The organism is Robertmurraya mesotrionivorans (genome assembly GCF_050971805.1).
In the GTDB taxonomy this organism is placed as follows: Bacteria; Bacillota; Bacilli; order Bacillales; family Cytobacillaceae; genus Robertmurraya_A.
In genome coordinates, this window is record NZ_JBPCCH010000005.1 from 1 (window position 1) to 19905 (window position 19905).

A 19905-nucleotide genomic window follows, 5' to 3' on the forward strand; every position below is an offset into this window, starting at 1 on the left:
TCCCACATTTTTTTTCATTATACATAAAAGTACCCGATAGGGCAGACCTTTTTTCAGTGTCTACTCTATCGGGTACAGTTTAAACAAAGGTTGACTTTTTCTTATTTGCATAAAAAGTCCTTGAGAATTACGTATATACAAAATAAGATAATAGATAAGGATGTGAGAGGATGGACCAAAAAATATTGCCAGCATCATCAAATTTAAAGGATTTTGAGTTATTCTTAAAAAGCTCGTATCGAGTAGGGGTGTTCCTTGAAACGCATATCGCCCAGTTGAAAAATATTAATCAATTAGCTAAGGCACATGGGAAGGACATGATCTACCATGTTGATATGATTCATGGTCTGAAAAATGATGATTATGGAACAGAATATATTTGTCAGGAAATTAAGCCGTATGGAATAATCTCTACCAAATCAAGTGTCATTTTAAAAGCAAAACAAAAAGGGGTAATTGCAGTTCAAAGAATTTTTTTAATTGATTCCCATGCACTAGAAAAGAGCTATAAGCTAGTGAATAAAACGAAGCCAGATTATATTGAAGTCCTTCCAGGAGCTATGCCCTGGATGATAAAAGAAGTAAAAAATAGACTTGATACTCCCATTTTTGCTGGGGGTCTTATTCGTACGTTTGATGAGGTGGATAATGCATTAAAGGCAGGTGCTACGTCTATAACAACTTCAAAAAAGGAACTATGGAACTTATACTAATCTACTAAAATGTTTGTGAATTTTAGCAATTTTTTCATATAGTTATTGACAGCGTTTTCAAACATTTATATACTGTAAATACAAGTTAATCATTTGTGACGGAGAATAGGAGACTCACGCAGATTGCCTAAATGGTGTATTCTGTCGTGGGTCTTTTTTGATGTTTCAAAGTGTTGGCTTGAAATTTATAAAAAAGAAAGGGGTATGTGTATGTCGCCGTTTTTAGGAGAAGTGGTTGGAACAATGATTTTGATTGTGTTTGGAGCGGGAATTGGAGCGGGTTCTTCTCTAAAGGGGAGTTACTCTAACAATCCTGGCTGGATTGTGATTACTCTAGCGTGGGGGCTAGCGGTAACCATGGCTGTTTTTGCAGTAGGCTCTATTAGTGGTGCACATTTAAATCCTGCTGTAACGGTTGCGCTTGCGGTGAATGGAAGTTTTCCTTGGGCAGATGTACCGAGTTACATAATTGCTCAATTGCTTGGTGCTATAATAGGAGCTAGTTTAGTATTCTTACATTATTTTCCTCATTGGAAAGGTACAGAAGACCCTGGAACGAAGCTAGGTGTATTTGCAACTGGTCCTGCAATTCCTCATACTTTCTCAAACGTATTTAGTGAGATGTTCGGTACTTTTATTTTAGTATTAGGATTATTATTTATCGGAGCAAATAATTTCACAGAAGGACTTAATCCAATTGCAGTGGGTCTTTTAATTGTGGTAATTGGGATGTCACTTGGAGGAACCACCGGGTATGCGATTAACCCCGCTCGTGATCTAGGTCCAAGAATTGCGCATTTTCTACTTCCCATCCCAGGTAAGGGTGGTTCGAACTGGGCCTATTCCTGGATTCCAGTTGTTGGCCCAATTCTTGGTGGTGCATTAGGAGCAGTTTTCTACGAAACAGTCTTTCTAGGAGAAGCAGGTTCCTACACTTGGCCGGTAGTAGGCGCTTCAATAGTCGTTCTTTCATTATCATATGTTTTTGGTAAAAAACAATCAAGTAATTCGACTGCCTCACAAGCAGCTTAAATTTAATCTATTATTAGGGGGAACTTTTAATGGAAAAGTACATCTTATCTTTGGATCAAGGTACAACAAGCTCGAGAGCGATTTTGTTTAACAAAGAGGGAGAAATCGTCCACGTAGCTCAGAAGGAATTTACTCAAATTTTTCCTAAGCCAGGTTGGGTCGAACATAATGCGAGCGAAATTTGGGGGTCTATATTAGCTGTTATTGCGAGTGTTATGTCCGAATCGAATGTAAAACCTGAGCAAATTGCTGGATTGGGGATAACAAACCAACGTGAGACAGCTGTAGTCTGGGATAAGGAAACAGGTCTTCCAGTCTACAATGCAATTGTTTGGCAATCGAGACAAACAAGTGGAATATGTGATGAGTTAAGAGCAAAAGGATACAATGATCTTTTCCGTGATAAAACAGGTCTTCTTATCGATGCTTATTTCTCAGGAACAAAGGTAAAATGGATTCTCGAAAATGTAGAAGGTGCACGTGAAAAGGCAGATCAAGGGAAACTCCTTTTTGGAACAATAGATACGTGGCTCGTATGGAAGTTATCTGGTGGGAAAGCTCATGTTACCGATTACTCGAATGCGTCTCGTACATTAATGTATAATATTTACGATTTGAAATGGGATGAGGAGCTTCTTGAAATTTTATCAGTTCCAAAATCCATGCTTCCTGAAGTTCGTCCGTCCTCAGAAGTGTATGCACATACGGTTGATTATCATTTCTTTGGGCAAGAGGTTCCGATTGCGGGGATTGCTGGAGACCAACAGGCTGCCTTGTTTGGTCAAGCTTGTTTTGGTGAAGGGATGGCTAAAAATACGTATGGAACAGGCTGCTTTATGCTCATGAACACGGGTGAAAAGGCAGTGAAATCAGACAATGGCTTACTGACTACGTTAGCGTGGGGTGTTGATGGAAAAGTTGAGTATGCGTTAGAGGGAAGTATCTTTGTAGCGGGCTCTGCCATTCAATGGCTTCGAGATGGACTTAGAATGTTAAAGAATGCTGCGGATAGTGAAAGCTACGCGTCAAAAGTAGAATCAACGGAAGGAGTTTATGTTGTTCCAGCTTTCGTTGGATTAGGTACACCTTATTGGGATAGCGATGTTCGTGGTGCGGTGTTTGGGTTAACAAGAGGAACTTCAAAAGAGCATTTTGTCCGTGCTACTCTAGAATCTTTAGCTTATCAAACAAAGGATGTTCTTTCTGCCATGGAAGCGGATTCCGGTATTGAACTTAAAGCGTTAAGAGTAGATGGCGGGGCTGTTAAGAATGACTTCTTGATGAGCTTCCAATCGGATATTTTGAACGTACCAGTGGAAAGACCAAAAGTAAATGAAACGACCGCACTAGGTGCTGCTTACTTAGCTGGATTAGCGGTTGGTTATTGGGAAAGCAGAGAGGATATTGCTAAGCAATGGGCAGTGGACCGTGCTTTTGAACCGAAAATGGATTCTGATAAAAGAGAAGAGCTTTATTCTGGATGGAAAAAGGCTGTTCATGCAGCAATGGCATTTAAATAATATATTGATGTGATTAATGTTTACCAGTGACATACAGTTTGGTATAATAATAGCAAGTTAATAATTCAGGTTGGAGAATCGGAGAGACCACAAAATCATTATCTTTAAGGATAGTGCATTTTGTGGTCTTTTTTATTCACTCTAATAAGAAGTAGGGGGAAACAGGGATGAGATTTTCAAATAAACAAAGAAAATATCTAGTAACTGAACTTTCAACAAAACATTATGATGTCTTAGTTATTGGTGGTGGAATCACAGGTGCTGGAATTGCACTAGATGCCTCCCTTCGCGGAATGAAAACAGCGGTTGTTGATATGCAAGATTTTTCTGCTGGTACTTCCAGTCGTTCAACAAAACTTGTTCATGGTGGATTGCGGTATTTAAAACAATTTCATGTGAAAATGGTGGCTGAGGTTGGTAAGGAAAGAGCCATTGTATATGAGAATGGCCCACATGTAACTACGCCAGAGTGGATGCTGCTTCCTTTTCATCAAGGCGGGACATTTGGGAAGTTTAGTACCTCTGTAGGGTTACGTGTTTATGACTTTTTAGCGGGAGTTAAAAAATCAGAGAGAAGAGTGATGTTCTCAGCAAATGAAACCTTAACAAAGGAACCGCTTGTGAAGCAGGATGGGTTAAAGGGTGGCGGTTACTATGTCGAATATCGTACGGATGATGCAAGGCTTACAATCGAAGTCATGAAGGCAGCTGTAGACAACGGTGCATGTGCGGTCAATTATACAAAGGTCGAAAAACTCGTCTATGAGCATGGTAAAATTGTCGGCGCGAAGGTAAGTGATTTCATTACTGGTGAATCATATGAAATTCTGGCAAAGAAAGTGATTAATGCTGCTGGTCCTTGGGTAGATAGTATTCGAGAACTTGACCGATCCAAAGCTGGGAAAGTGCTAAAGCTTTCCAAAGGTGTGCATATTGTTGTTAATCAAGAAAGATTTCCTCTCAAGCAGGCCATTTACTTTGATACACCTGACGGTAGAATGGTATTCGCTATTCCTAGGGATGGAAAAACTTATGTAGGTACGACTGATACATTCTATGACGAGTCCATTGTCCAACCTAGAATGACCAAAAGCGACCGAGACTATATTATTGCTAGTATCAACTATATGTTTCCTACGGTTCAGATTTCAGCTGATGATATTGAATCGAATTGGGCTGGAGTTAGACCATTAATTTGGGAGGAAGGAAAAAATCCTTCTGAAATTTCAAGAAAAGACGAAATATGGGAATCAAAGTCAGGGTTGATTACAATTGCAGGTGGAAAGTTAACAGGCTATAGAAAAATGGCGGAGACAGTTGTTGACTTATTAGCAAAAAAATATAATGAAGAATCAGGAGAGGAGTTCTCAAGTTGTCGCACCAAGGATTATCCTATTTCTGGAGGCGATGTTGGGGGGAGTACAGGATTTAATATGTATATTTCTAATCAAGTCAAAAAGGGAAATGAAGTAGGATTATCACCCGAAGAAGCAACGAAATTGATAAAAATGTATGGCTCCAACGTGCCTTTCCTACTGGAGATTATCCAAAAAAATAAAGAGGAAGCAAGAAAATATCAAATCCCTGTAACTTTATTTGCGCAATTAAAGTACGCAATCGATCATGAAATGGCGTATTCACCTATTGACTTTTTCAATCGGAGAACTGGGGCCCTTCTTTTTGATATAAATACGGTAAAAACATATAAAGACCAAGTGTTGGATTTCATGGCTGAAGAACTTGACTGGAATAAAGAGATCCAACAGAAGTATCAAAAGGAATTGGAAATTGAAGTGTTATATGCAACTGTTCCCATTGATGATCAAACTAGTGAAAAGCTAGCATAGCTCTCCTTATGGGGAGCTTTTTTGACAAAAGTAAAAAAATGTTATACAATGAATTCTGTTGCTCTTTTGAGGTGGATTGTTATTTATACAATAAAATAAACTTCAACAAGAAATATGTTTGTAATACAATTGATACTCTTCAGAATGGTATTCCATGATACCATTAGAAAATTACATTAGACGGTTTCCCCAACAATCCTTCTTTTTTTTCGTATTTTCACTTTATTTACTCATTTCCAAACAAATGATTTAGAGTTAAGTTTACAAGAGTGTCATTCCCTGAAGAATTACAGGGCCTGATTCACACTGGCGCGGTCTAGGAACCGTAAGGATGGAAGAGAGGTAGGGCTTTCATTGTTTTAGGTAAATTACTACAGCCAATTATATCTCAAAAGAGTTTTCTTAACGGACAACAATAGTTGTCCGTTTTCTATATACATAAGAAAAACCCGAACGTTGATATATTATTTTGGTTGAAATATATGTGTTTTAAGAATATAATAAGCATGAATTAACAAAGTTTATAAAAAATCGCAGTAACTGACGACAAATGTGGAAGCAACCACAGGGGAGCTGCGTCGCTGTTAAGCCGGTCGTCTGGGCAGAGAGAAGGCGTAGGTCTGTCTCTTTTTCTAATATATGGAGGGGTTAACGTGACGAAACCTGTTATTTTGGATGGTCAGATGGTAGCAAACAAAGTCAAAAATTCTCTTAAGGAAAGAGTGGAAAAGCTCAAGGAAGCGGGAGTTACTCCTTGTTTGGCTACCATTCTCGTTGGTGATGATCCTTCTTCTGCCACATATGTGAAGATGAAGGGAAATGCATGTGAGAAATTAGGGATTGTATCGAAAAAAATTCATTTGCCTGCTACCACAACTACTGAGGAGCTTTTGGCCACAATTACTGAATTAAATAACGATGAAAATGTAAATGGCATTCTACTTCAGCACCCAGTACCTAAGCAAGTGGATGAAAGAAAAGCGTTCGATACAATCAGCATTGAAAAGGATGTTGACGGTGTTACTAGCTTTGGTTATGGACAAACAGCATTAGGGTTTGGTGTGTTTCCTTCTTGTACACCAGCTGCTATTTTAACCATTATTAAGGAATACGGAATTCCGGTACAAGGAAAGCATGCAGTAGTTGTAGGGAGAAGTCCTATTCTTGGTAAACCAGTATCAGCACTCCTTTTAAATGAAAATGCAACCGTAACTACATGCCATTCATATACTAACAACTTACCAGACATTGTGAAACAAGCTGATATTGTTGTTGCTGCAGTTGGTAAGCCTAACTTTATTAAGGGTGAATGGGTGAAGGAAGGTTCTGTGATCTTAGATGCTGGCTATAACCCAGGAAACATTGGAGATGTAGAATACGATTCTTGTTTTGAGAAAGCATCCGCTATTACACCAGTTCCTGGTGGGGTTGGTCCAGTAACGATTGCTATGCTTTTAAAACATACAGTTGATTCAGCAGAACGCACGTTGCAGTCAAAAGTAGAAAATGAAGTAGTTCAATCCATTTAATCTTCTTGACTTATTCTTCATATTCGATTAATATGAATATAACGCTATAAAGTTCGGTATATATTTTTGGTTAAGTGGTCGTAACTGCAGGATGTGGTCGATTTTCTTCCCTTCCTTGCTTGTTACGGCTTTTTACGTTTTTGATCTATATATTTAGTACTTATGGTGAACAATTTTTTGGAGGTTTTACACATGAACACAGGTAAAGTAAAATGGTTTAATGCAGAAAAAGGTTTCGGATTCATCGAATCAGCTGAAGGTCAAGATGTATTCGTACACTTCTCAGCAATCCAATCAGAAGGCTTCAAAACTTTAGAAGAAGGCCAAGAAGTTACTTTCGAAATCGTTGAAGGCAACCGTGGACCACAAGCTTCTAACGTTCAAAAAGCTTAATATATTGAGTCATTTAAGGTGATGCATTGATATAAGCATCACCTTTTTCTTTGGAATGAAACCATGATAATTAACTCCGTTTTATTCTCTCGCGATCATTCCTTCACTCAAAAAAAATTACAAAAAAAACTTTAAAATATAATTCTAAGTACAAAATAATGATATAGGTGTTTAAAATTAAGGAGGAAAAATAACTTTGACAACATTTTCAGATTTTGGTCTAAGTAGTGAATTACAAAAAGCAGTATCAAATATGGGATTTGAAGAACCAACACCGATACAAGCACAAGCGATTCCGATCGCTCTTCAAGGAAGAGACATGATTGGGCAAGCACAAACAGGAACAGGAAAAACAACAGCGTTTGGTGTTCCATTACTAGAAAAGATGGATTTACAAGAGGGTATTCAAGGTCTTGTATTAGCTCCTACACGTGAACTAGCAGTTCAGGTAGCTGAAGAATTAAACCGAATTGGGCAAGTAAAAGGAATTCGTACACTTCCGATTTATGGTGGTCAAGATATTAATCGTCAAATTCGATCATTAAAAAACCGACCACAGATCATTGCTGCAACACCTGGACGACTAATTGACCATCTAGACAGAAGAACAATTCGTCTAAATAATATTAAAATGGTTGTTCTAGATGAAGCAGATGAAATGCTAAATATGGGCTTCATCGAAGATATCGAAAGAATTTTAAGTGATATTCCTGAGGAACGTCAGACATTACTTTTCTCAGCGACAATGCCCAAGAGAATTCAAACTCTTGCAGAAAAATTCATGAAAAATCCTGAGCTTGTAAAAGTGAAAGCAAAGGAAATGACAGTCACAAATATTGAACAATTTTATCTTGAAACACATGAAAAGCAAAAGTTTGATGTATTAACTAGTTTACTCGACATTGAATCTCCAGAGCTTGCAATTGTTTTTGGCCGTACGAAAAAGCGTGTAGATGAAGTAGTTGAAGGGTTGATCAAGCGTGGTTACTCAGCTGAAGGAATCCATGGTGATATTCCGCAGTCAAAACGTGACCAAGTCATTCGTCGCTTTAAGGATGGAACAATTGAAATCATGGTAGCAACTGATGTAGCTGCTCGTGGTCTGGATATTAGTGGGGTTTCACACGTGTACAATTTTGATATTCCGCAGGATCCAGAAAGCTATGTACACCGAATTGGTCGTACAGGACGTGCTGGGAAGAAAGGTCTAGCTTATACATTCGTTTCCCCACGCGAACTTGATCATTTGAAAATTATTGAGCAAGTAACAAAGAAAAAGATGGTTAAAAAACCAATTCCTTCTTATAAAGATGTAATCGCTGGAAACCAAGAAGCTACAATTAACAAAATTATGAAGGTAATTGAAAATAATGATTACTCTGATTACAAACGTGCCGCTGAGTCGTTATTAGAAGATATTGATTCTGTAACGGTACTAGCTGCAACATTAAAGCTTTTAACTAAGGAACCTGATGTTACTCCAATCAAACTAACAGCGGTAGAACCAATTCGTTCACGTAAACCGAAGTCTGGTTTTAGAGACCGTACACGCTCGAATGATCGCGGAAGAAGCAAGGATTTCCGAAGCAAAGATCGTAGAGATGATAGAGGATCTCGTAACAGAAAACCAGCAAAACAAAAATAATTTCTATTTTTATGATTGAAATTCAAAAAAATAGGCAATATATAAATGTGATACATGGTATCATTAATAAGAGCTTTTGAATTTTAGGAGGATTTTTTACATGGCAACTGGTAAAGTAAAATGGTTTAACTCAGAAAAAGGTTTTGGATTTATTGAGGTTGAAGGTGGAGAGGATGTATTCGTACATTACTCAGCAATTCAAAGCGAAGGCTTCAAGTCTCTTGATGAAGGTCAAGAAGTTAGCTTTGATATCGAACAAGGACAGCGTGGACCACAAGCTGTTAATGTTAATAAAATCTAATGGATCCAATAGAGCTCTTTTTAGAGCTCTTTTTTGTGCCTGAAACAAATAGGAGGTTCAATATGAAATCATTCACAGTAAATTTTCATAAAGAAGATCAAGTGGATAAGATGGTAGTTAATAAATTGAATGAAGAAGATTTTCACCTAGCAACAGAAGGTGGTACGCGTCATTTATTCGAATTAGATACAAATATCGGGTTTTTTGTTTATTTTGATGCAGTTGATAAAGAAGGAAAAGAATCGTATTTGGTTCTTCACTATGAAGAAGAAAGTGAAGAACCAAGTGGTTGCTATTCGTTTGAGCTTAAGGATTTTTATCAATTTGCAGCACTTCAATTAAATGATTTAGAGTACAATGAAGAGGGTGTTGAGCGGGAAGAGGCTGAAGAAGAGTATGGGCCCATTCACCATTTAGCACATTTAATGTATCACATTATTGAAGATGGCAAGAAAGTAGAAGAGGAGTAAAGAGAGCGATTGCTCTTTTTACTCCTCTTCTGCTTCTAGGTAATGCTCTTTACAAAATGATTGAAGCATTACTAACTCTTCATCTTCTAAGTCAAATTCTAACACTTTTTCTGTGTCAGATTCTAATATGTGATAATGTGAAACACGTGGACCATTCTCGTCTACAACATATAGGACCTTCAACTTTAGCCCTTGTTCTCGGAACAATTCATCCTCTTCGTCCACATTAAAATCGATCAAGAATTCATATCGATTTCCTGATAATATGTTGAATGGGTCTTCAACTCTTTCAACTGTATATTCTGTATAATTCATCTTTTACCTCCTGATTGTAACTTTTTTTAGTATACCCTTATTTTGTAGGATGGAAAAGCAGTTTTCATCAAATGGAACTAAGCGTATAATAATAGGAAAGAACGTTATATGCTAGGAGAGTTTCATTTGACAATTAATCATAACTTAAAGGAAATGGAACAATTAAAGCAAGAATTGTCTTTTTACAAAAGGTTTGTGTCTTTATTGCCTTTTTCTTTTACATATACTGACCCGGAATTAAGAATGGAGCTTATAAAGAATAAGATTGAGAACATTGATTTTAATAAAGATTCAACTGCAACAACTAGAGAGCTAAAGATTACTTCTACTCCTATGATTCCTTTTGAAGAAATTGAGATATTTTTAAATGAGATATTAGATGTAGTTCCACATCATATTGTGTTTATTAATTCTGAGGGGATAGTTACTCTTTGCAATGCGCAGGCCGCTATCGATTTACATGTGGATCGAGAAAGTGTAGTTGGCAAGCATTTGCGAGAGCTACTCCAGATTCCGGATGAACAAATCAAAATGCTTGAAACGTTACGAACAGGTAAGCCAATTGTCAATCAAGAAATATTAGATAAAAATTACGGTATTATTAATACAAGACTTATTAAAAACTCAGAAGGAAGGATAGAACGTGTTGTAGGTGTATTTCGCTTCTTAAATCATATTAAGGAAGCAGAAAAACAAACTTTAGCTAGTAGAATAGCAGCAGGAATTGCTCATGAAATTCGAAATCCTTTAACGACTGTAAGAGGATATTTACAATTACTACAGGGGAGAGTAGATCAGGAGACTGCGGAGATGTTTCAGTCACTTCTTATTCCAGAGATTGATCGAGCAAACAAGATTATAACCGATTTTCTGCGTATTTCGAAGCCTGGTACGGTTAAGAGAGAGATTTTGGAGGTAAAAGATTTCTTTATCGATTATCTTGGTCATTTTCTCAACAGTGATGCACTGCTTCATAATGTTGATATTACATATAAAATTAGTGAGGCATCTGCAAATAGTTTCTTTGTAGGTGATCGAGAAGAGTTGTTTCAGGTCTTCTCTAATTTATATCGAAACTCCTTGCAAGCCAAAAATGATAGCACAATGGAAATCACAATTTCAACAGAACTGATAGGGCCAAATATATTCATTGAATTTGTTGATAATGGTGTTGGAATAGCCCCTAACTTACTCCAACATGTATTTGATCCTTTTTTTACGACAAAGGATGAGGGAACTGGATTAGGTCTCTCTGTTTCAAAAAAAATTATTGAAAACTATCATGGAACAATGAATGTTAAAAGCAGTCCTTTAGGAACCCGCTTTCTTATTTATTTACCTGTTTATACAGGAAGGGTACCTCTCTAATCATACTTAAAAACATTTTGTTTATAGATACATAACTCTTTCCTGTTCATCGAACAATAGGTAATGAAAGGGGAGAATTATGTGGATAAAAAGACAAAAGGAAACGAAGAGGGACTTTCCTGGTATGCGTTATCCTTAATTGGAGTCGGGTGTATTATCGGTACGGGCTTCTTTTTAGGGTCAAGCATCGGGATTCAAATGGCTGGTCCAGTGGTCCTATTGGCTTTTCTAATTGCAGGGATAGGGACTTATATTGTTTATGACTCACTCGGAAGAATGTCCGCTCAAGACCCTCAAAAAGGATCATTTCGGGCATATGCGAAAAAGGCATTTGGTCCATGGGCTGGGTTTACAAGTGGATGGGTATATTGGATGTCAGAAATGCTCATTACTGGAAGTCAACTTACAGCTCTTTCAATCTTTACGAAATTTTGGTTTCCGAATATCCCTTTATGGGTATTTTCCGCTTTTTATGCCGTTCTAGGTATTGTTGTTGTTCTTCTAGGTAATAAAGGGTTCGAAAAAATAGAAAATCTCCTCGGTGTGATTAAGATTTCAGCTATTTTAATGTTTATAATTATTGCAATTCTTGCTTTAACTGGGGTTATTGACGGTCAAAAGGGGTTTGATCATTTCCCTAATACCAAAAATGAAATATTACCAAATGGATTAAAAGGCTTATGGTCTGCTCTAATTTTCGGATTTTACGCTTTTGGCGGAATAGAGATTATGGGGATTATGGCCACACGTTTAAAGAACAAAGATGATGCTCCAAAAGCAGGGAAAATCATGCTCATCGTCTTAACGATCATTTACCTCATATCAATATTTCTAGCTGTTACAATGATTCCGTGGCAAGAACATTCCGATAAAAAAAGTCCATTTGTTAGTGCTCTTCATGAATATGCCAACTTAGGGTTTGTCCCTCATGTGTTTAATGGGGCTCTTATTATTGCGGGTTTCTCGACCATGGCAGCATCGTTATTCGCTATAACAACGATGTTAGTAACAATGGCAGACGACCATGATGCTCCAAAATTACTAGCGAAGCAAGGGAAATTAAAAGTACCTCCAATAGCTTTAATGGTCACGATATCAGGTTTAGTTGCTTCCATAGTCACTGCACGTTTGATGCCGGATTCCATTTATGAATATATTACAACGGCAGCTGGACTAATGCTTTTATACAATTGGATCCTAGTTTTATTTTCAGCTCCGCGTCTCATTACTTTTTCTCGCTGGGACCATATCAAAAGGTTTATTGGGATGGGGCTTATCCTTTTAGCCATTTCAGGCACTTTATTACATGCTTCTTCCCGACCTGGATTATTTGTCAGTCTGTTAATCGTGCTTATAATCATTTGCGCTGACATCATCTCCCATTTTGTGAAAGATCGGGCTAAAAAGAGAAAAATCAACACACACAATGGTAAGATAAAAAGCCATCGACACTATCGTAAACGGCAATAAGCCCCTTTTTATTAGGGGCTTTTAGATTAGTTCATAAAGATTTTTAACGCTTCAAACCCGAAATATAAGCCGAAACCAATTAAGGATATAGAAGAGATGATCGTGATTATTGTTAGCAGTTTTGTTGTGAGTAATTTCCTAAAGCTACTTGCAACTGCTGCCATACACACGTCCCAAATGACAAGTCCTAAAATGATGGCACTGCTAAAGTATAATAGCTCTGTGTGTTCGTACATGGTTGCCGTTTTTGCTAATACTGACCCATATATACCTAACCAAAATAAAATAGTTAGCGGATTAGAAATGGACATGAAAAACCCAGTGATGAAGGATTTGGATAAAGATGCATCCCTGTTTCCATTGCTAAGTACAATTTTTCCAGCACCTATTAACCCCTCCACACCTGTGTAGACCAATACAAAAAATCCGAATAACCATAAAAATATTTTTACTATAGGAATTTCAATAAACTGAGAAAATCCTAAAAAAACGAGTAGCATATAAAAAATGTCTGCTATTACAGACCCTAGGCCTAGCACCCACGCGTTCAAAAAGCCATGTTTAATGCCTTTATCCATTTGTGCAGCATTAATGGGACCAATTGGAGCAGCAAGTGATAAACCTAGTAGCACATAACTGAAAAATACACCCAAAGCAAATTCCCTCCAATCAAATACAACTGCTCGTACACATTGTATTCATGAAGGATTGCTTGTACGACAAAAAGATAAATGTGAATTCAGAAAAAAAGTCCCCTCAACAGGGTTATGTTGAAGGGAATAGGGGTTAGTCGTTCTCTTGGTATTCCGAATCTATTCGTTCATTTAGGTAAGTATTAAGAGTTGTTGCAAATTGAATAGATTGAAGACTCATCTCCTCTTCAATCCCGTAACTATTCGTTTGCTTTTTATCAGGAATTTGGAAGTTATTCTGCTTTCTATAATCCATTAGTAGTCTCCTTTCTTATACAATGTAATGTTAGTATATACACTTTCGTAGTATTTATTGGGAAAATGTTTTCTATACAAATTTTCACAACAGTGGTATAATCTAATTAATGGATAAAAAGCGGAATAGAAAATCCAATTATTATAAAAAGGGTGATAGATTGGTCTTCTTTTTTATAATAGCTGGATTTTTTATTATTTAGCTACTTTTAGGAGGGGAAATATGGGATTCGGAAGAAAAAATCAAGAAGAAGTTGTGAAAGAAGAAACAAAGGTGTGGGTTTGCTCATCAGAAAGTTGCAAGTGTTGGATTCGTGACAATTTTAAAAGCACCGAAAGCCCAAGCTGCCCCTTATGTCATAGTGAAATGAAGCAATCAACGAAAATCATAGAAGTGTTAAACAACCCAAGTAAGTCATATTAATATGATAGAGAAAGGCTAGTCCTAGCCTTTCTCAGAGTTTTTCTCCTACTCGGTTGGAAGGATGAGTTGATAGAAAAGAACATCCTGCCAATCATCGAATTTAAACCCAACCTCTTTAAAATGTCCTGCCAATGTAAATCCAAACTTCTTATGTAAGGCAATACTTCCTTCGTTTCCTGCCGTTATCCCTCCAATCATTGTATGGAATCCGTGTTCTTTTGCTCTAGCAATTAACTCAGACATTAGTGCAGTGCCAATCCCTAAGCCCCTTGCCGCTGAAGATATGTAGATTGATAATTCGGTGGTTGAATTGTATGCAGGTTTTTCACGGAATGGACTTAAGCTCCCATAACCAACCACTTCACCATGCCATTCAGAAACAATTAGTGGATATTTACCACCGTATTTGGCAAACCAAGTTTTTCTCTTCTCTAATGATTCAGGTTCCAAATCAAAGGTGGCAGTTGTGTTTACGATGGCTTCATTATATATTGATAAAAGGATAGGTAAATCATTAATATGTGCTTCGCGTATCTTCAGCATGGTAAATCCTCCAATAAGATAAAATATGTACTATTTTACCTTTTCAATGAGTAAATGAAAATAAAAATGTAATGATTATTAATAAAAAGGAGTACATTTCCTTGTGATTATGACTCAGCAATACTTTACTGTAACAAGAAAAATTGTAGATGGTACTCAGGTAGTCTTACACGAAGAGCAATTATTAAAGATGTATGAAGATAAGATTACTACAATTGCTTCCACTTTTTCATTTTCGGATGTTCATGATATTTCTTTTAGAAAATTGACAAAAGAGTTAGGTATTCTATATTTACATACGAATCAAGGATTGTTTCCTTATAAGGTGAGAGAAGAGCCACGCTGCTTTATTGAAACGTTTTATAAGCTGAAAAATTAGTGATAAAGTCACTGTGGTGGCTTTTTTATTTTGCCCGATATCTCAAAAAGTTGAATACCTTATATTGGAGCATGTGTCAGTAAACAATAAGCGGAATGTAGGTTAAAAACCCCTGGAAGAGAGCAAATTAAAGATGCTTCACTAAATGAAATCAGGGGGGTCACACGAATGATAAAGAATAAAGTACTTCTTACAGCGATGTCATCATTTATGACACTTGGTTTATTGTCCGCTTGTGGAGTGGACGATAACAACTTAAACAACGACGATGATGTCAATTATAGACCGGTTAGATACAACCAAAATGATGATAACGGAATCTTAGACAACAATAACGGTAACCGTGGAAATGGGATCTTTAATAACGATAACGATGACCGTGATAATAATATTTTTGACAATGATCGAGACAATCGAAATAACAATATCCTGGACAATGATCGAAATGATCGGGATAACAACATCTTTAATGATGATAATGACGACAATGACTTAGATTTAGATCTTAATGATGACGATAACAATAAGGATCGTAACGGTCTTGGCGGAAATAATGGAAATATGACAGGTAGAAATCGTTAAGAAGTGGGGTTGGGCATAGAAATATGCTCAACCTTTTTTAATATTTGAACTTTTTGTGACAGACTGTTATAATTATTACAAAATTCAGTATAGATCGTGGAGGTGTCACATGCTTCGAACAATTATTGCTGGGATCGGTGGTTTTTTTCTAGTTTTTTTGGAGACATTTTTAGTGATGAAGTTAAAAGGTTGGCACTCAATTGAAATTGGAGGTATTGCACCATTCGTGAGTGTATGGGCAATGAATTTCTTTTTATTATTCACAATGCTCTCGCATGCCCACTTATGGTATGAAAAGGTCCAAAATGAGCGCAATCAGGCTCAACCCGAAGGAAAATAATTGGAGTATCCAACATTTTGAATGGATGCTTTTTTTTTTGACCTAATAAAAATCTGTAAAATAAAACAACCAAAAAGCTTCATAAGTTGAAGTCCTTTTGGTTGTTTTTTATTATACTTCTTCTAGTTCAGATATATCAACCGTGGATCTTTCTTCCAATGGTCCACGCAAATGAACGGTTGCGGTCTTCCCGTCTTCATGCAGCTCGTCAATCCACACAGAAGCACCGTTATACTCCACGTGAATATCTGCTGATGATGATAATATTTGCTTTACTCTTCTAGAATCCATAATTATAGCCTCCTTATCTAATTCATTTACTACTTTCCCCAAACAGTTAGTAAAACATGTGAATGTTTTTAAGTGAATTCCTTCATTTTCTCATAGGTAAATGGTAGAATTTTGTCGAAATTTTGATAGTTTTTGATAATTTGAGAAAGATTTTGATAGAAAGTGATTGATTTTCGAGAGGGGTTATAGTACTCTAGACTCAAGAAATAAAAAAAGAAAGCGTTTTAATGAGGTGATGCATTGTTAACACCAGAGCGCCATCGCTTGATTTTGCAGCAATTAAAAGAAAAAGGTGTTGTGAAAATACAAGACCTAGTAGATTTAACAAATTCATCAGAGTCAACGATTAGAAGGGACTTAACACAACTAGAAGATGATAAGTTCTTAAAAAGAATACATGGTGGTGCTGCCAGGTTACAGGGAAAGCTACAAGAACCGAGCATGGTCGAAAAAGCCACCAAAAACCTTCAACCAAAGAAAAGAATTGCCAAGTATGCCTCTAACTTAGTGGAAGAAGGAGATTGTATTTTTCTTGATGCAGGATCAACAGTAATGGAAATGATTCCTTACTTACCAAAAAACATTGTGGTCGTGACAAACGGACTTATGCATGTAAAACCTTTACTAGATAGAGACATCCCAATGTATCTAATCGGTGGGTATGCAAAACCTAAGACGAATGCCATTATTGGTCGAGGAGCGCTAACAAGTTTAGAGCTATACCGTTTTGACAAATGCTTTATGGGAGTGAATGGAATCCATACTCAATTTGGGTACACCACACCTGATCAAGAAGAAGCAATGATTAAACAATCAGCTATTTCTCTCTCAAGAGAAGCATTTGTATTAAGTGATGAATCGAAGTTTTCAGAAATAGCATTCGCTAAAATTGCTGACTTACATGAAGCGTCGATCATTACAGATGATCTGAACAGTGAGTTCCAAGATCAATACATGAGCAAAACGACAATAAAGGTTGTGAAAGAATGATTTACACCGTAACACTCAATCCTTCCCTGGATTACATTGTGGAGGTAGAAGACTTAACACTGGGTGATTTGAATCGTACAAAAAATGAGTCGAAATTTCCTGGTGGAAAAGGAATAAATGTTTCAAGATTACTAAAAAGAATGGGTGTACCTAGTAAAGCTTTAGGTTTTGTTGGTGGTTTTACAGGACTTTACATTAAGAATTATTTGCAGAATGAAGACATTGAAACAAAATTTGTTGAGGTTCATGAAGATACGAGAATTAATGTAAAGTTGAAATCCAATAGCGAAACAGAAGTCAATGCAAAAGGACCAACCATTACAGAAGCAGATTTTAAAAAGCTTCAGGATCAGATATCTCAATTAACTTCAGAAGATACTCTAGTATTAGCAGGAAGCATTCCATCAAGTATGGAGTCAAGTACGTATGAGAAACTAGTGTCTATCTGCCATCTAAACCAAACAAAGTTTGTTGTAGATGCAGAAGGAGATTTATTAAAGAAAGTTCTACCGTTTAAACCTTTTCTTATTAAGCCAAATCACCACGAACTTGGTGAATTATTTAATACAAGTTTTTCAACTGCAGAAGAAGTGGTTCCTTATGCTCGTAAGCTTGTAGAAATGGGAGCAGAAAATGTCATTGTTTCCTTGGCAGGAGAAGGAGCCGTGTTAGTAAATCGTGAGGTTGCTTACCTTTCAAATGTACCAAAAGGTGAAGTGAAAAGTTCTGTTGGAGCAGGAGATTCAATGGTGGCCGGCTTTCTAGCCAAATACGAAGACACGAAAGAGATTGAGGAAGCGTTTCGTTACAGTGTTGCATCTGGAAGTGCAACTGCATTTTCAATTGGTTTAGCAACGGAAGAAATGATAGAAACACTATATACAAGCGTTAACATTACAAAGTTCTAAGGAGAAAAAGAGATGAAAATAACTGAGATTTTAACAAAAGAAACCATTCATCTAAACCTTTCAGGCTCAACAAAGTCTGAAGCGATTGATCAGCTCGTTGATGTATTAGATCGCGCTGGAAAGCTAGAGGATGCAAAAGAATTTAAGGCGGGCATTTTAAAGCGTGAAGAGCAAAGTACTACAGGAATTGGCGAAGGAATCGCCATTCCTCATGCAAAAACGAAGGCAGTTAAATCAGCTTCAATTGCGTTTGGTAAGTCGGTAAATGGAATTGACTACGATTCACTGGATGGTCAACCTGCACATTTATTCTTTATGATTGCAGCTCCAGAGGGGGCGAATAATACTCATTTGGAAGCGCTCGCAAGACTTTCATCTATCTTGATGAAAAATGAAGTAAGAGAAGCATTATTAAACGCTAATACAGAAAGAGATGTTTTGAACATTATCGATCAGTACGACCAGGAAGAGGAAGGGGACGAGGAAACGATGTCTGGGGAAAAGAAATTTATCGTTGCTGTTACTGCTTGTCCAACTGGAATTGCGCATACGTATATGGCTGCTGATTCTCTTAAGGCTAAGGCCGCTGAACTAGGTGTAGACATTAAAGTTGAAACAAGAGGTTCTGGCGGAGCAAAGAACGTCTTAACGCCTGCAGAAATTGAAAGAGCAGTTGCTGTAATTGTTGCAGCGGATACAAATGTTGAAACCGATCGTTTTAGTGGTAAGCATGTTATTGAAACAAAAGTAGCGGACGGAATTCGTAAACCGAAGGAACTTATTGAAAGAGCTCTAAAACAAGATGCCCCAATTTTCAAGGGGAGTGGGAATGCCTCTTCTACTTCATCTGAGCAAAAAGGTCAAGGTGTTGGTGCTACAATTTACAAACACCTAATGAGTGGTGTATCTAATATGCTTCCATTCGTTGTAGGTGGAGGAATATTAATTGCAATCTCTTTCATGTTCGGTTACAACGCTTTTAATCCAGAAGATCCTTCTTATCACCCAATTGCAGAAGCATTAATGACAATCGGTGGTGGTAGTGGTGCATTTGGGTTTATCGTTCCCATTTTAGCAGCGTTTATTGCAATGAGTATCGCTGATCGTCCTGGCTTTGCAGCTGGTGCTGTTGGAGGTTTATTAGCTAATAGTGGTGGTGCAGGGTTCTTAGGTGGAATTATTGCAGGTTTCTTAGCAGGTTATATTGTTGTTGGTCTGAAAAAGCTGTTAACAAGTTTACCATCATCTCTTGAAGGTATTAAAACGATTCTTTTATATCCTTTACTAGGTATTGCTCTTACAGGTTTTGCAATGATTTATATCGTAAATGGTCCAGTTGGAGCGCTTAATACAGGAATTACTAATTGGTTATCGGGTCTTGGTACAGGAAATGCAGTATTACTAGGATTAGTACTAGGTTTAATGATGGCATTTGATATGGGTGGACCGATTAATAAGGCTGCGTATGTATTTGGAACTGGGTTGTTAGCAAATGGGGTATATGAGCCAATGGCTGCAGTTATGGCAGCAGGTATGGTTCCTCCACTTGGAATTGCGATTGCTACTACTTTCTTTGGCAAGAAGTTTACAAAACAAGAAAGAGAAGCAGGTAAAGTTAACTATATTATGGGATTATCTTTTATCACAGAAGGAGCTATTCCTTTTGCGGCGGCTGATCCACTTCGTGTTATTCCTTCACTAATGGCTGGTTCAGCGGTGGCTGGGGCATTAACAATGATGTTTGGTATTGGATTACGTGCACCACACGGTGGATTATTCGTAGTGCCGTTAGTTGATGGCGGATGGTTTATGTATTTAATCGCTATCGTTGCTGGAGCGATCGTGTCAGGAGTATTACTTGGGCTAGTAAAGAAACCAATTCAAGAATAAATCGTCAA

23 protein-coding genes and 1 riboswitch are annotated in these 19905 nt (G+C 37.3%); of the genes, 18 read left to right on the forward strand and 5 right to left on the reverse strand.

Features of this window, described 5'->3' with window-relative positions; genetic code table 11:
• The first annotated feature begins 170 nt into the window (after positions 1-170).
• The 9 genes from ACRX5O_RS10300 to ACRX5O_RS10340 all read left to right on the forward strand — a co-directional run bounded on the left by ACRX5O_RS10300 (position 171) and on the right by ACRX5O_RS10340 (position 9450).
• A complete protein-coding gene (locus ACRX5O_RS10300) occupies positions 171-713 on the forward strand; it encodes a glycerol-3-phosphate responsive antiterminator (protein WP_430773266.1) in 543 nt (180 codons plus the stop codon).
• 210 nt (positions 714-923) lie between these two features.
• The gene (locus tag ACRX5O_RS10305) at positions 924-1745 is read left to right on the forward strand and encodes an MIP/aquaporin family protein (protein WP_433905877.1); all 822 of its coding nucleotides are present in this window, start codon (positions 924-926) and stop codon (positions 1743-1745) included.
• 29 nt (positions 1746-1774) lie between these two features.
• Positions 1775-3265: a glycerol kinase GlpK gene (gene glpK, locus ACRX5O_RS10310; protein ID WP_433905878.1), complete on the forward strand. Its 1491-nt coding sequence runs from the start codon at positions 1775-1777 to the stop codon at positions 3263-3265.
• A 167-nt stretch (positions 3266-3432) separates the two neighbouring features.
• On the forward strand, positions 3433-5112 hold the full coding sequence (locus tag ACRX5O_RS10315; protein ID WP_433905879.1) for a glycerol-3-phosphate dehydrogenase/oxidase: 1680 nt from the start codon (positions 3433-3435) through the stop codon (positions 5110-5112).
• A 526-nt stretch (positions 5113-5638) separates the two neighbouring features.
• A riboswitch (ZMP/ZTP riboswitch) is annotated at positions 5639-5722 on the forward strand.
• A 73-nt stretch (positions 5723-5795) separates the two neighbouring features.
• Positions 5796-6641 carry a bifunctional 5,10-methylenetetrahydrofolate dehydrogenase/5,10-methenyltetrahydrofolate cyclohydrolase gene (locus tag ACRX5O_RS10320; protein WP_433906106.1) on the forward strand — a complete coding sequence of 282 codons (846 nt, stop codon included), beginning with the start codon at positions 5796-5798 and terminating at the stop codon, positions 6639-6641.
• Positions 6642-6833: 192 nt separating this feature from the next.
• The gene (locus ACRX5O_RS10325; protein ID WP_119708787.1) at positions 6834-7034 is read left to right on the forward strand and encodes a cold-shock protein; all 201 of its coding nucleotides are present in this window, start codon (positions 6834-6836) and stop codon (positions 7032-7034) included.
• A gap of 196 nt (positions 7035-7230) precedes the next feature.
• Positions 7231-8679, forward strand: a complete 1449-nt coding sequence (cshA, locus tag ACRX5O_RS10330) for a degradosome RNA helicase CshA (RefSeq protein ID WP_433905880.1) — start codon at positions 7231-7233, stop codon at positions 8677-8679.
• A 100-nt stretch (positions 8680-8779) separates the two neighbouring features.
• Positions 8780-8980, forward strand: a complete 201-nt coding sequence (locus ACRX5O_RS10335; protein WP_066047955.1) for a cold-shock protein — start codon at positions 8780-8782, stop codon at positions 8978-8980.
• A gap of 62 nt (positions 8981-9042) precedes the next feature.
• Positions 9043-9450 carry a cytosolic protein gene (locus tag ACRX5O_RS10340; protein WP_433905881.1) on the forward strand — a complete coding sequence of 136 codons (408 nt, stop codon included), beginning with the start codon at positions 9043-9045 and terminating at the stop codon, positions 9448-9450.
• An 18-nt stretch (positions 9451-9468) separates the two neighbouring features.
• Here the strand turns inward: ACRX5O_RS10340 and ACRX5O_RS10345 are convergent, their stop codons facing one another.
• Complete coding sequence (locus ACRX5O_RS10345) at positions 9469-9765, reverse strand: DUF6509 family protein (RefSeq protein WP_433905882.1); 297 nt, start codon at positions 9763-9765, stop codon at positions 9469-9471.
• Positions 9766-9891: 126 nt separating this feature from the next.
• Here ACRX5O_RS10345 and ACRX5O_RS10350 point away from each other — a divergent pair, with 126 nt between their 5' ends.
• Positions 9892-11133, forward strand: coding sequence for a two-component system sensor histidine kinase NtrB (locus ACRX5O_RS10350; RefSeq protein ID WP_433905883.1), 1242 nt, complete (start codon positions 9892-9894; stop codon positions 11131-11133).
• A gap of 63 nt (positions 11134-11196) precedes the next feature.
• A complete protein-coding gene (locus ACRX5O_RS10355) occupies positions 11197-12603 on the forward strand; it encodes an amino acid permease (protein WP_433905884.1) in 1407 nt (468 codons plus the stop codon).
• 26 nt (positions 12604-12629) lie between these two features.
• Here the strand turns inward: ACRX5O_RS10355 and ACRX5O_RS10360 are convergent, their stop codons facing one another.
• Together ACRX5O_RS10360 and ACRX5O_RS10365 are read right to left on the reverse strand one after the other, a co-directional pair.
• On the reverse strand, positions 12630-13256 hold the full coding sequence (locus ACRX5O_RS10360) for a LysE family transporter (protein WP_433905885.1): 627 nt from the start codon (positions 13254-13256) through the stop codon (positions 12630-12632).
• Positions 13257-13389: 133 nt separating this feature from the next.
• On the reverse strand, positions 13390-13551 hold the full coding sequence (locus ACRX5O_RS10365) for a hypothetical protein (RefSeq protein WP_433905886.1): 162 nt from the start codon (positions 13549-13551) through the stop codon (positions 13390-13392).
• Between the two features lie 222 nt (positions 13552-13773).
• On the opposite strand from ACRX5O_RS10365, the gene ACRX5O_RS10370 reads away from it, so the two are divergent.
• A complete protein-coding gene (locus ACRX5O_RS10370) occupies positions 13774-13974 on the forward strand; it encodes a cold-shock protein (RefSeq protein ID WP_251515172.1) in 201 nt (66 codons plus the stop codon).
• Between the two features lie 45 nt (positions 13975-14019).
• Here ACRX5O_RS10370 and ACRX5O_RS10375 read toward each other — a convergent pair whose 3' ends face one another.
• The gene (locus ACRX5O_RS10375) at positions 14020-14517 is read right to left on the reverse strand and encodes a GNAT family N-acetyltransferase (RefSeq protein WP_433905887.1); all 498 of its coding nucleotides are present in this window, start codon (positions 14515-14517) and stop codon (positions 14020-14022) included.
• Between the two features lie 103 nt (positions 14518-14620).
• On the opposite strand from ACRX5O_RS10375, the gene ACRX5O_RS10380 reads away from it, so the two are divergent.
• From ACRX5O_RS10380 to ACRX5O_RS10390, 3 genes are all read left to right on the forward strand, one after another.
• On the forward strand, positions 14621-14896 hold the full coding sequence (locus tag ACRX5O_RS10380) for a hypothetical protein (protein ID WP_433905888.1): 276 nt from the start codon (positions 14621-14623) through the stop codon (positions 14894-14896).
• A gap of 168 nt (positions 14897-15064) precedes the next feature.
• On the forward strand, positions 15065-15478 hold the full coding sequence (locus ACRX5O_RS10385) for a hypothetical protein (RefSeq protein WP_433905889.1): 414 nt from the start codon (positions 15065-15067) through the stop codon (positions 15476-15478).
• A 109-nt stretch (positions 15479-15587) separates the two neighbouring features.
• Positions 15588-15818 carry a hypothetical protein gene (locus tag ACRX5O_RS10390; RefSeq protein ID WP_433905890.1) on the forward strand — a complete coding sequence of 77 codons (231 nt, stop codon included), beginning with the start codon at positions 15588-15590 and terminating at the stop codon, positions 15816-15818.
• A gap of 111 nt (positions 15819-15929) precedes the next feature.
• On the opposite strand, the gene ACRX5O_RS10395 is transcribed toward ACRX5O_RS10390, so the two are convergent.
• Entirely contained in the window at positions 15930-16109 is a 180-nt protein-coding gene (locus tag ACRX5O_RS10395; protein WP_119708775.1) for an H-type small acid-soluble spore protein, read from the reverse strand.
• Between the two features lie 240 nt (positions 16110-16349).
• On the opposite strand from ACRX5O_RS10395, the gene ACRX5O_RS10400 reads away from it, so the two are divergent.
• Genes ACRX5O_RS10400 through ACRX5O_RS10410 form a run of 3 tightly spaced genes read left to right on the forward strand, consistent with a single transcriptional unit; the run spans position 16350 to position 19897 of the window.
• Complete coding sequence (locus tag ACRX5O_RS10400; protein ID WP_433905891.1) at positions 16350-17099, forward strand: DeoR/GlpR family DNA-binding transcription regulator; 750 nt, start codon at positions 16350-16352, stop codon at positions 17097-17099.
• On the forward strand, positions 17096-18007 hold the full coding sequence (pfkB, locus tag ACRX5O_RS10405) for a 1-phosphofructokinase (RefSeq protein WP_433905892.1): 912 nt from the start codon (positions 17096-17098) through the stop codon (positions 18005-18007). Before ACRX5O_RS10400 ends, pfkB begins: the two co-directional genes overlap by 4 nt.
• Positions 18008-18019: 12 nt before the next feature.
• On the forward strand, positions 18020-19897 hold the full coding sequence (locus tag ACRX5O_RS10410; protein ID WP_433905893.1) for a PTS fructose transporter subunit IIABC: 1878 nt from the start codon (positions 18020-18022) through the stop codon (positions 19895-19897).
• The last annotated feature ends 8 nt before the right edge of the window (positions 19898-19905 follow it).

Coding starts and splice junctions, on each gene's coding strand:
- ACRX5O_RS10300 (WP_430773266.1), top strand. CDS start 171: ATGGACCAAAAAATATTGCCAGCATCATCAAATTTAAAGGATTTTGAG.
- ACRX5O_RS10305 (WP_433905877.1), top strand. CDS start 924: ATGTCGCCGTTTTTAGGAGAAGTGGTTGGAACAATGATTTTGATTGTG.
- glpK (WP_433905878.1), top strand. CDS start 1,775: ATGGAAAAGTACATCTTATCTTTGGATCAAGGTACAACAAGCTCGAGA.
- ACRX5O_RS10315 (WP_433905879.1), top strand. CDS start 3,433: ATGAGATTTTCAAATAAACAAAGAAAATATCTAGTAACTGAACTTTCA.
- ACRX5O_RS10320 (WP_433906106.1), top strand. CDS start 5,796: ATGGTAGCAAACAAAGTCAAAAATTCTCTTAAGGAAAGAGTGGAAAAG.
- ACRX5O_RS10325 (WP_119708787.1), top strand. CDS start 6,834: ATGAACACAGGTAAAGTAAAATGGTTTAATGCAGAAAAAGGTTTCGGA.
- ACRX5O_RS10335 (WP_066047955.1), top strand. CDS start 8,780: ATGGCAACTGGTAAAGTAAAATGGTTTAACTCAGAAAAAGGTTTTGGA.
- ACRX5O_RS10340 (WP_433905881.1), top strand. CDS start 9,043: ATGAAATCATTCACAGTAAATTTTCATAAAGAAGATCAAGTGGATAAG.
- ACRX5O_RS10345 (WP_433905882.1), bottom strand. CDS start 9,765: ATGAATTATACAGAATATACAGTTGAAAGAGTTGAAGACCCATTCAAC.
- ACRX5O_RS10355 (WP_433905884.1), top strand. CDS start 11,197: ATGAAAGGGGAGAATTATGTGGATAAAAAGACAAAAGGAAACGAAGAG.
- ACRX5O_RS10365 (WP_433905886.1), bottom strand. CDS start 13,551: ATGGATTATAGAAAGCAGAATAACTTCCAAATTCCTGATAAAAAGCAA.
- ACRX5O_RS10370 (WP_251515172.1), top strand. CDS start 13,774: ATGGGATTCGGAAGAAAAAATCAAGAAGAAGTTGTGAAAGAAGAAACA.
- ACRX5O_RS10375 (WP_433905887.1), bottom strand. CDS start 14,517: ATGCTGAAGATACGCGAAGCACATATTAATGATTTACCTATCCTTTTA.
- ACRX5O_RS10385 (WP_433905889.1), top strand. CDS start 15,065: ATGATAAAGAATAAAGTACTTCTTACAGCGATGTCATCATTTATGACA.
- ACRX5O_RS10390 (WP_433905890.1), top strand. CDS start 15,588: ATGCTTCGAACAATTATTGCTGGGATCGGTGGTTTTTTTCTAGTTTTT.
- ACRX5O_RS10395 (WP_119708775.1), bottom strand. CDS start 16,109: ATGGATTCTAGAAGAGTAAAGCAAATATTATCATCATCAGCAGATATT.
- pfkB (WP_433905892.1), top strand. CDS start 17,096: ATGATTTACACCGTAACACTCAATCCTTCCCTGGATTACATTGTGGAG.
- ACRX5O_RS10410 (WP_433905893.1), top strand. CDS start 18,020: ATGAAAATAACTGAGATTTTAACAAAAGAAACCATTCATCTAAACCTT.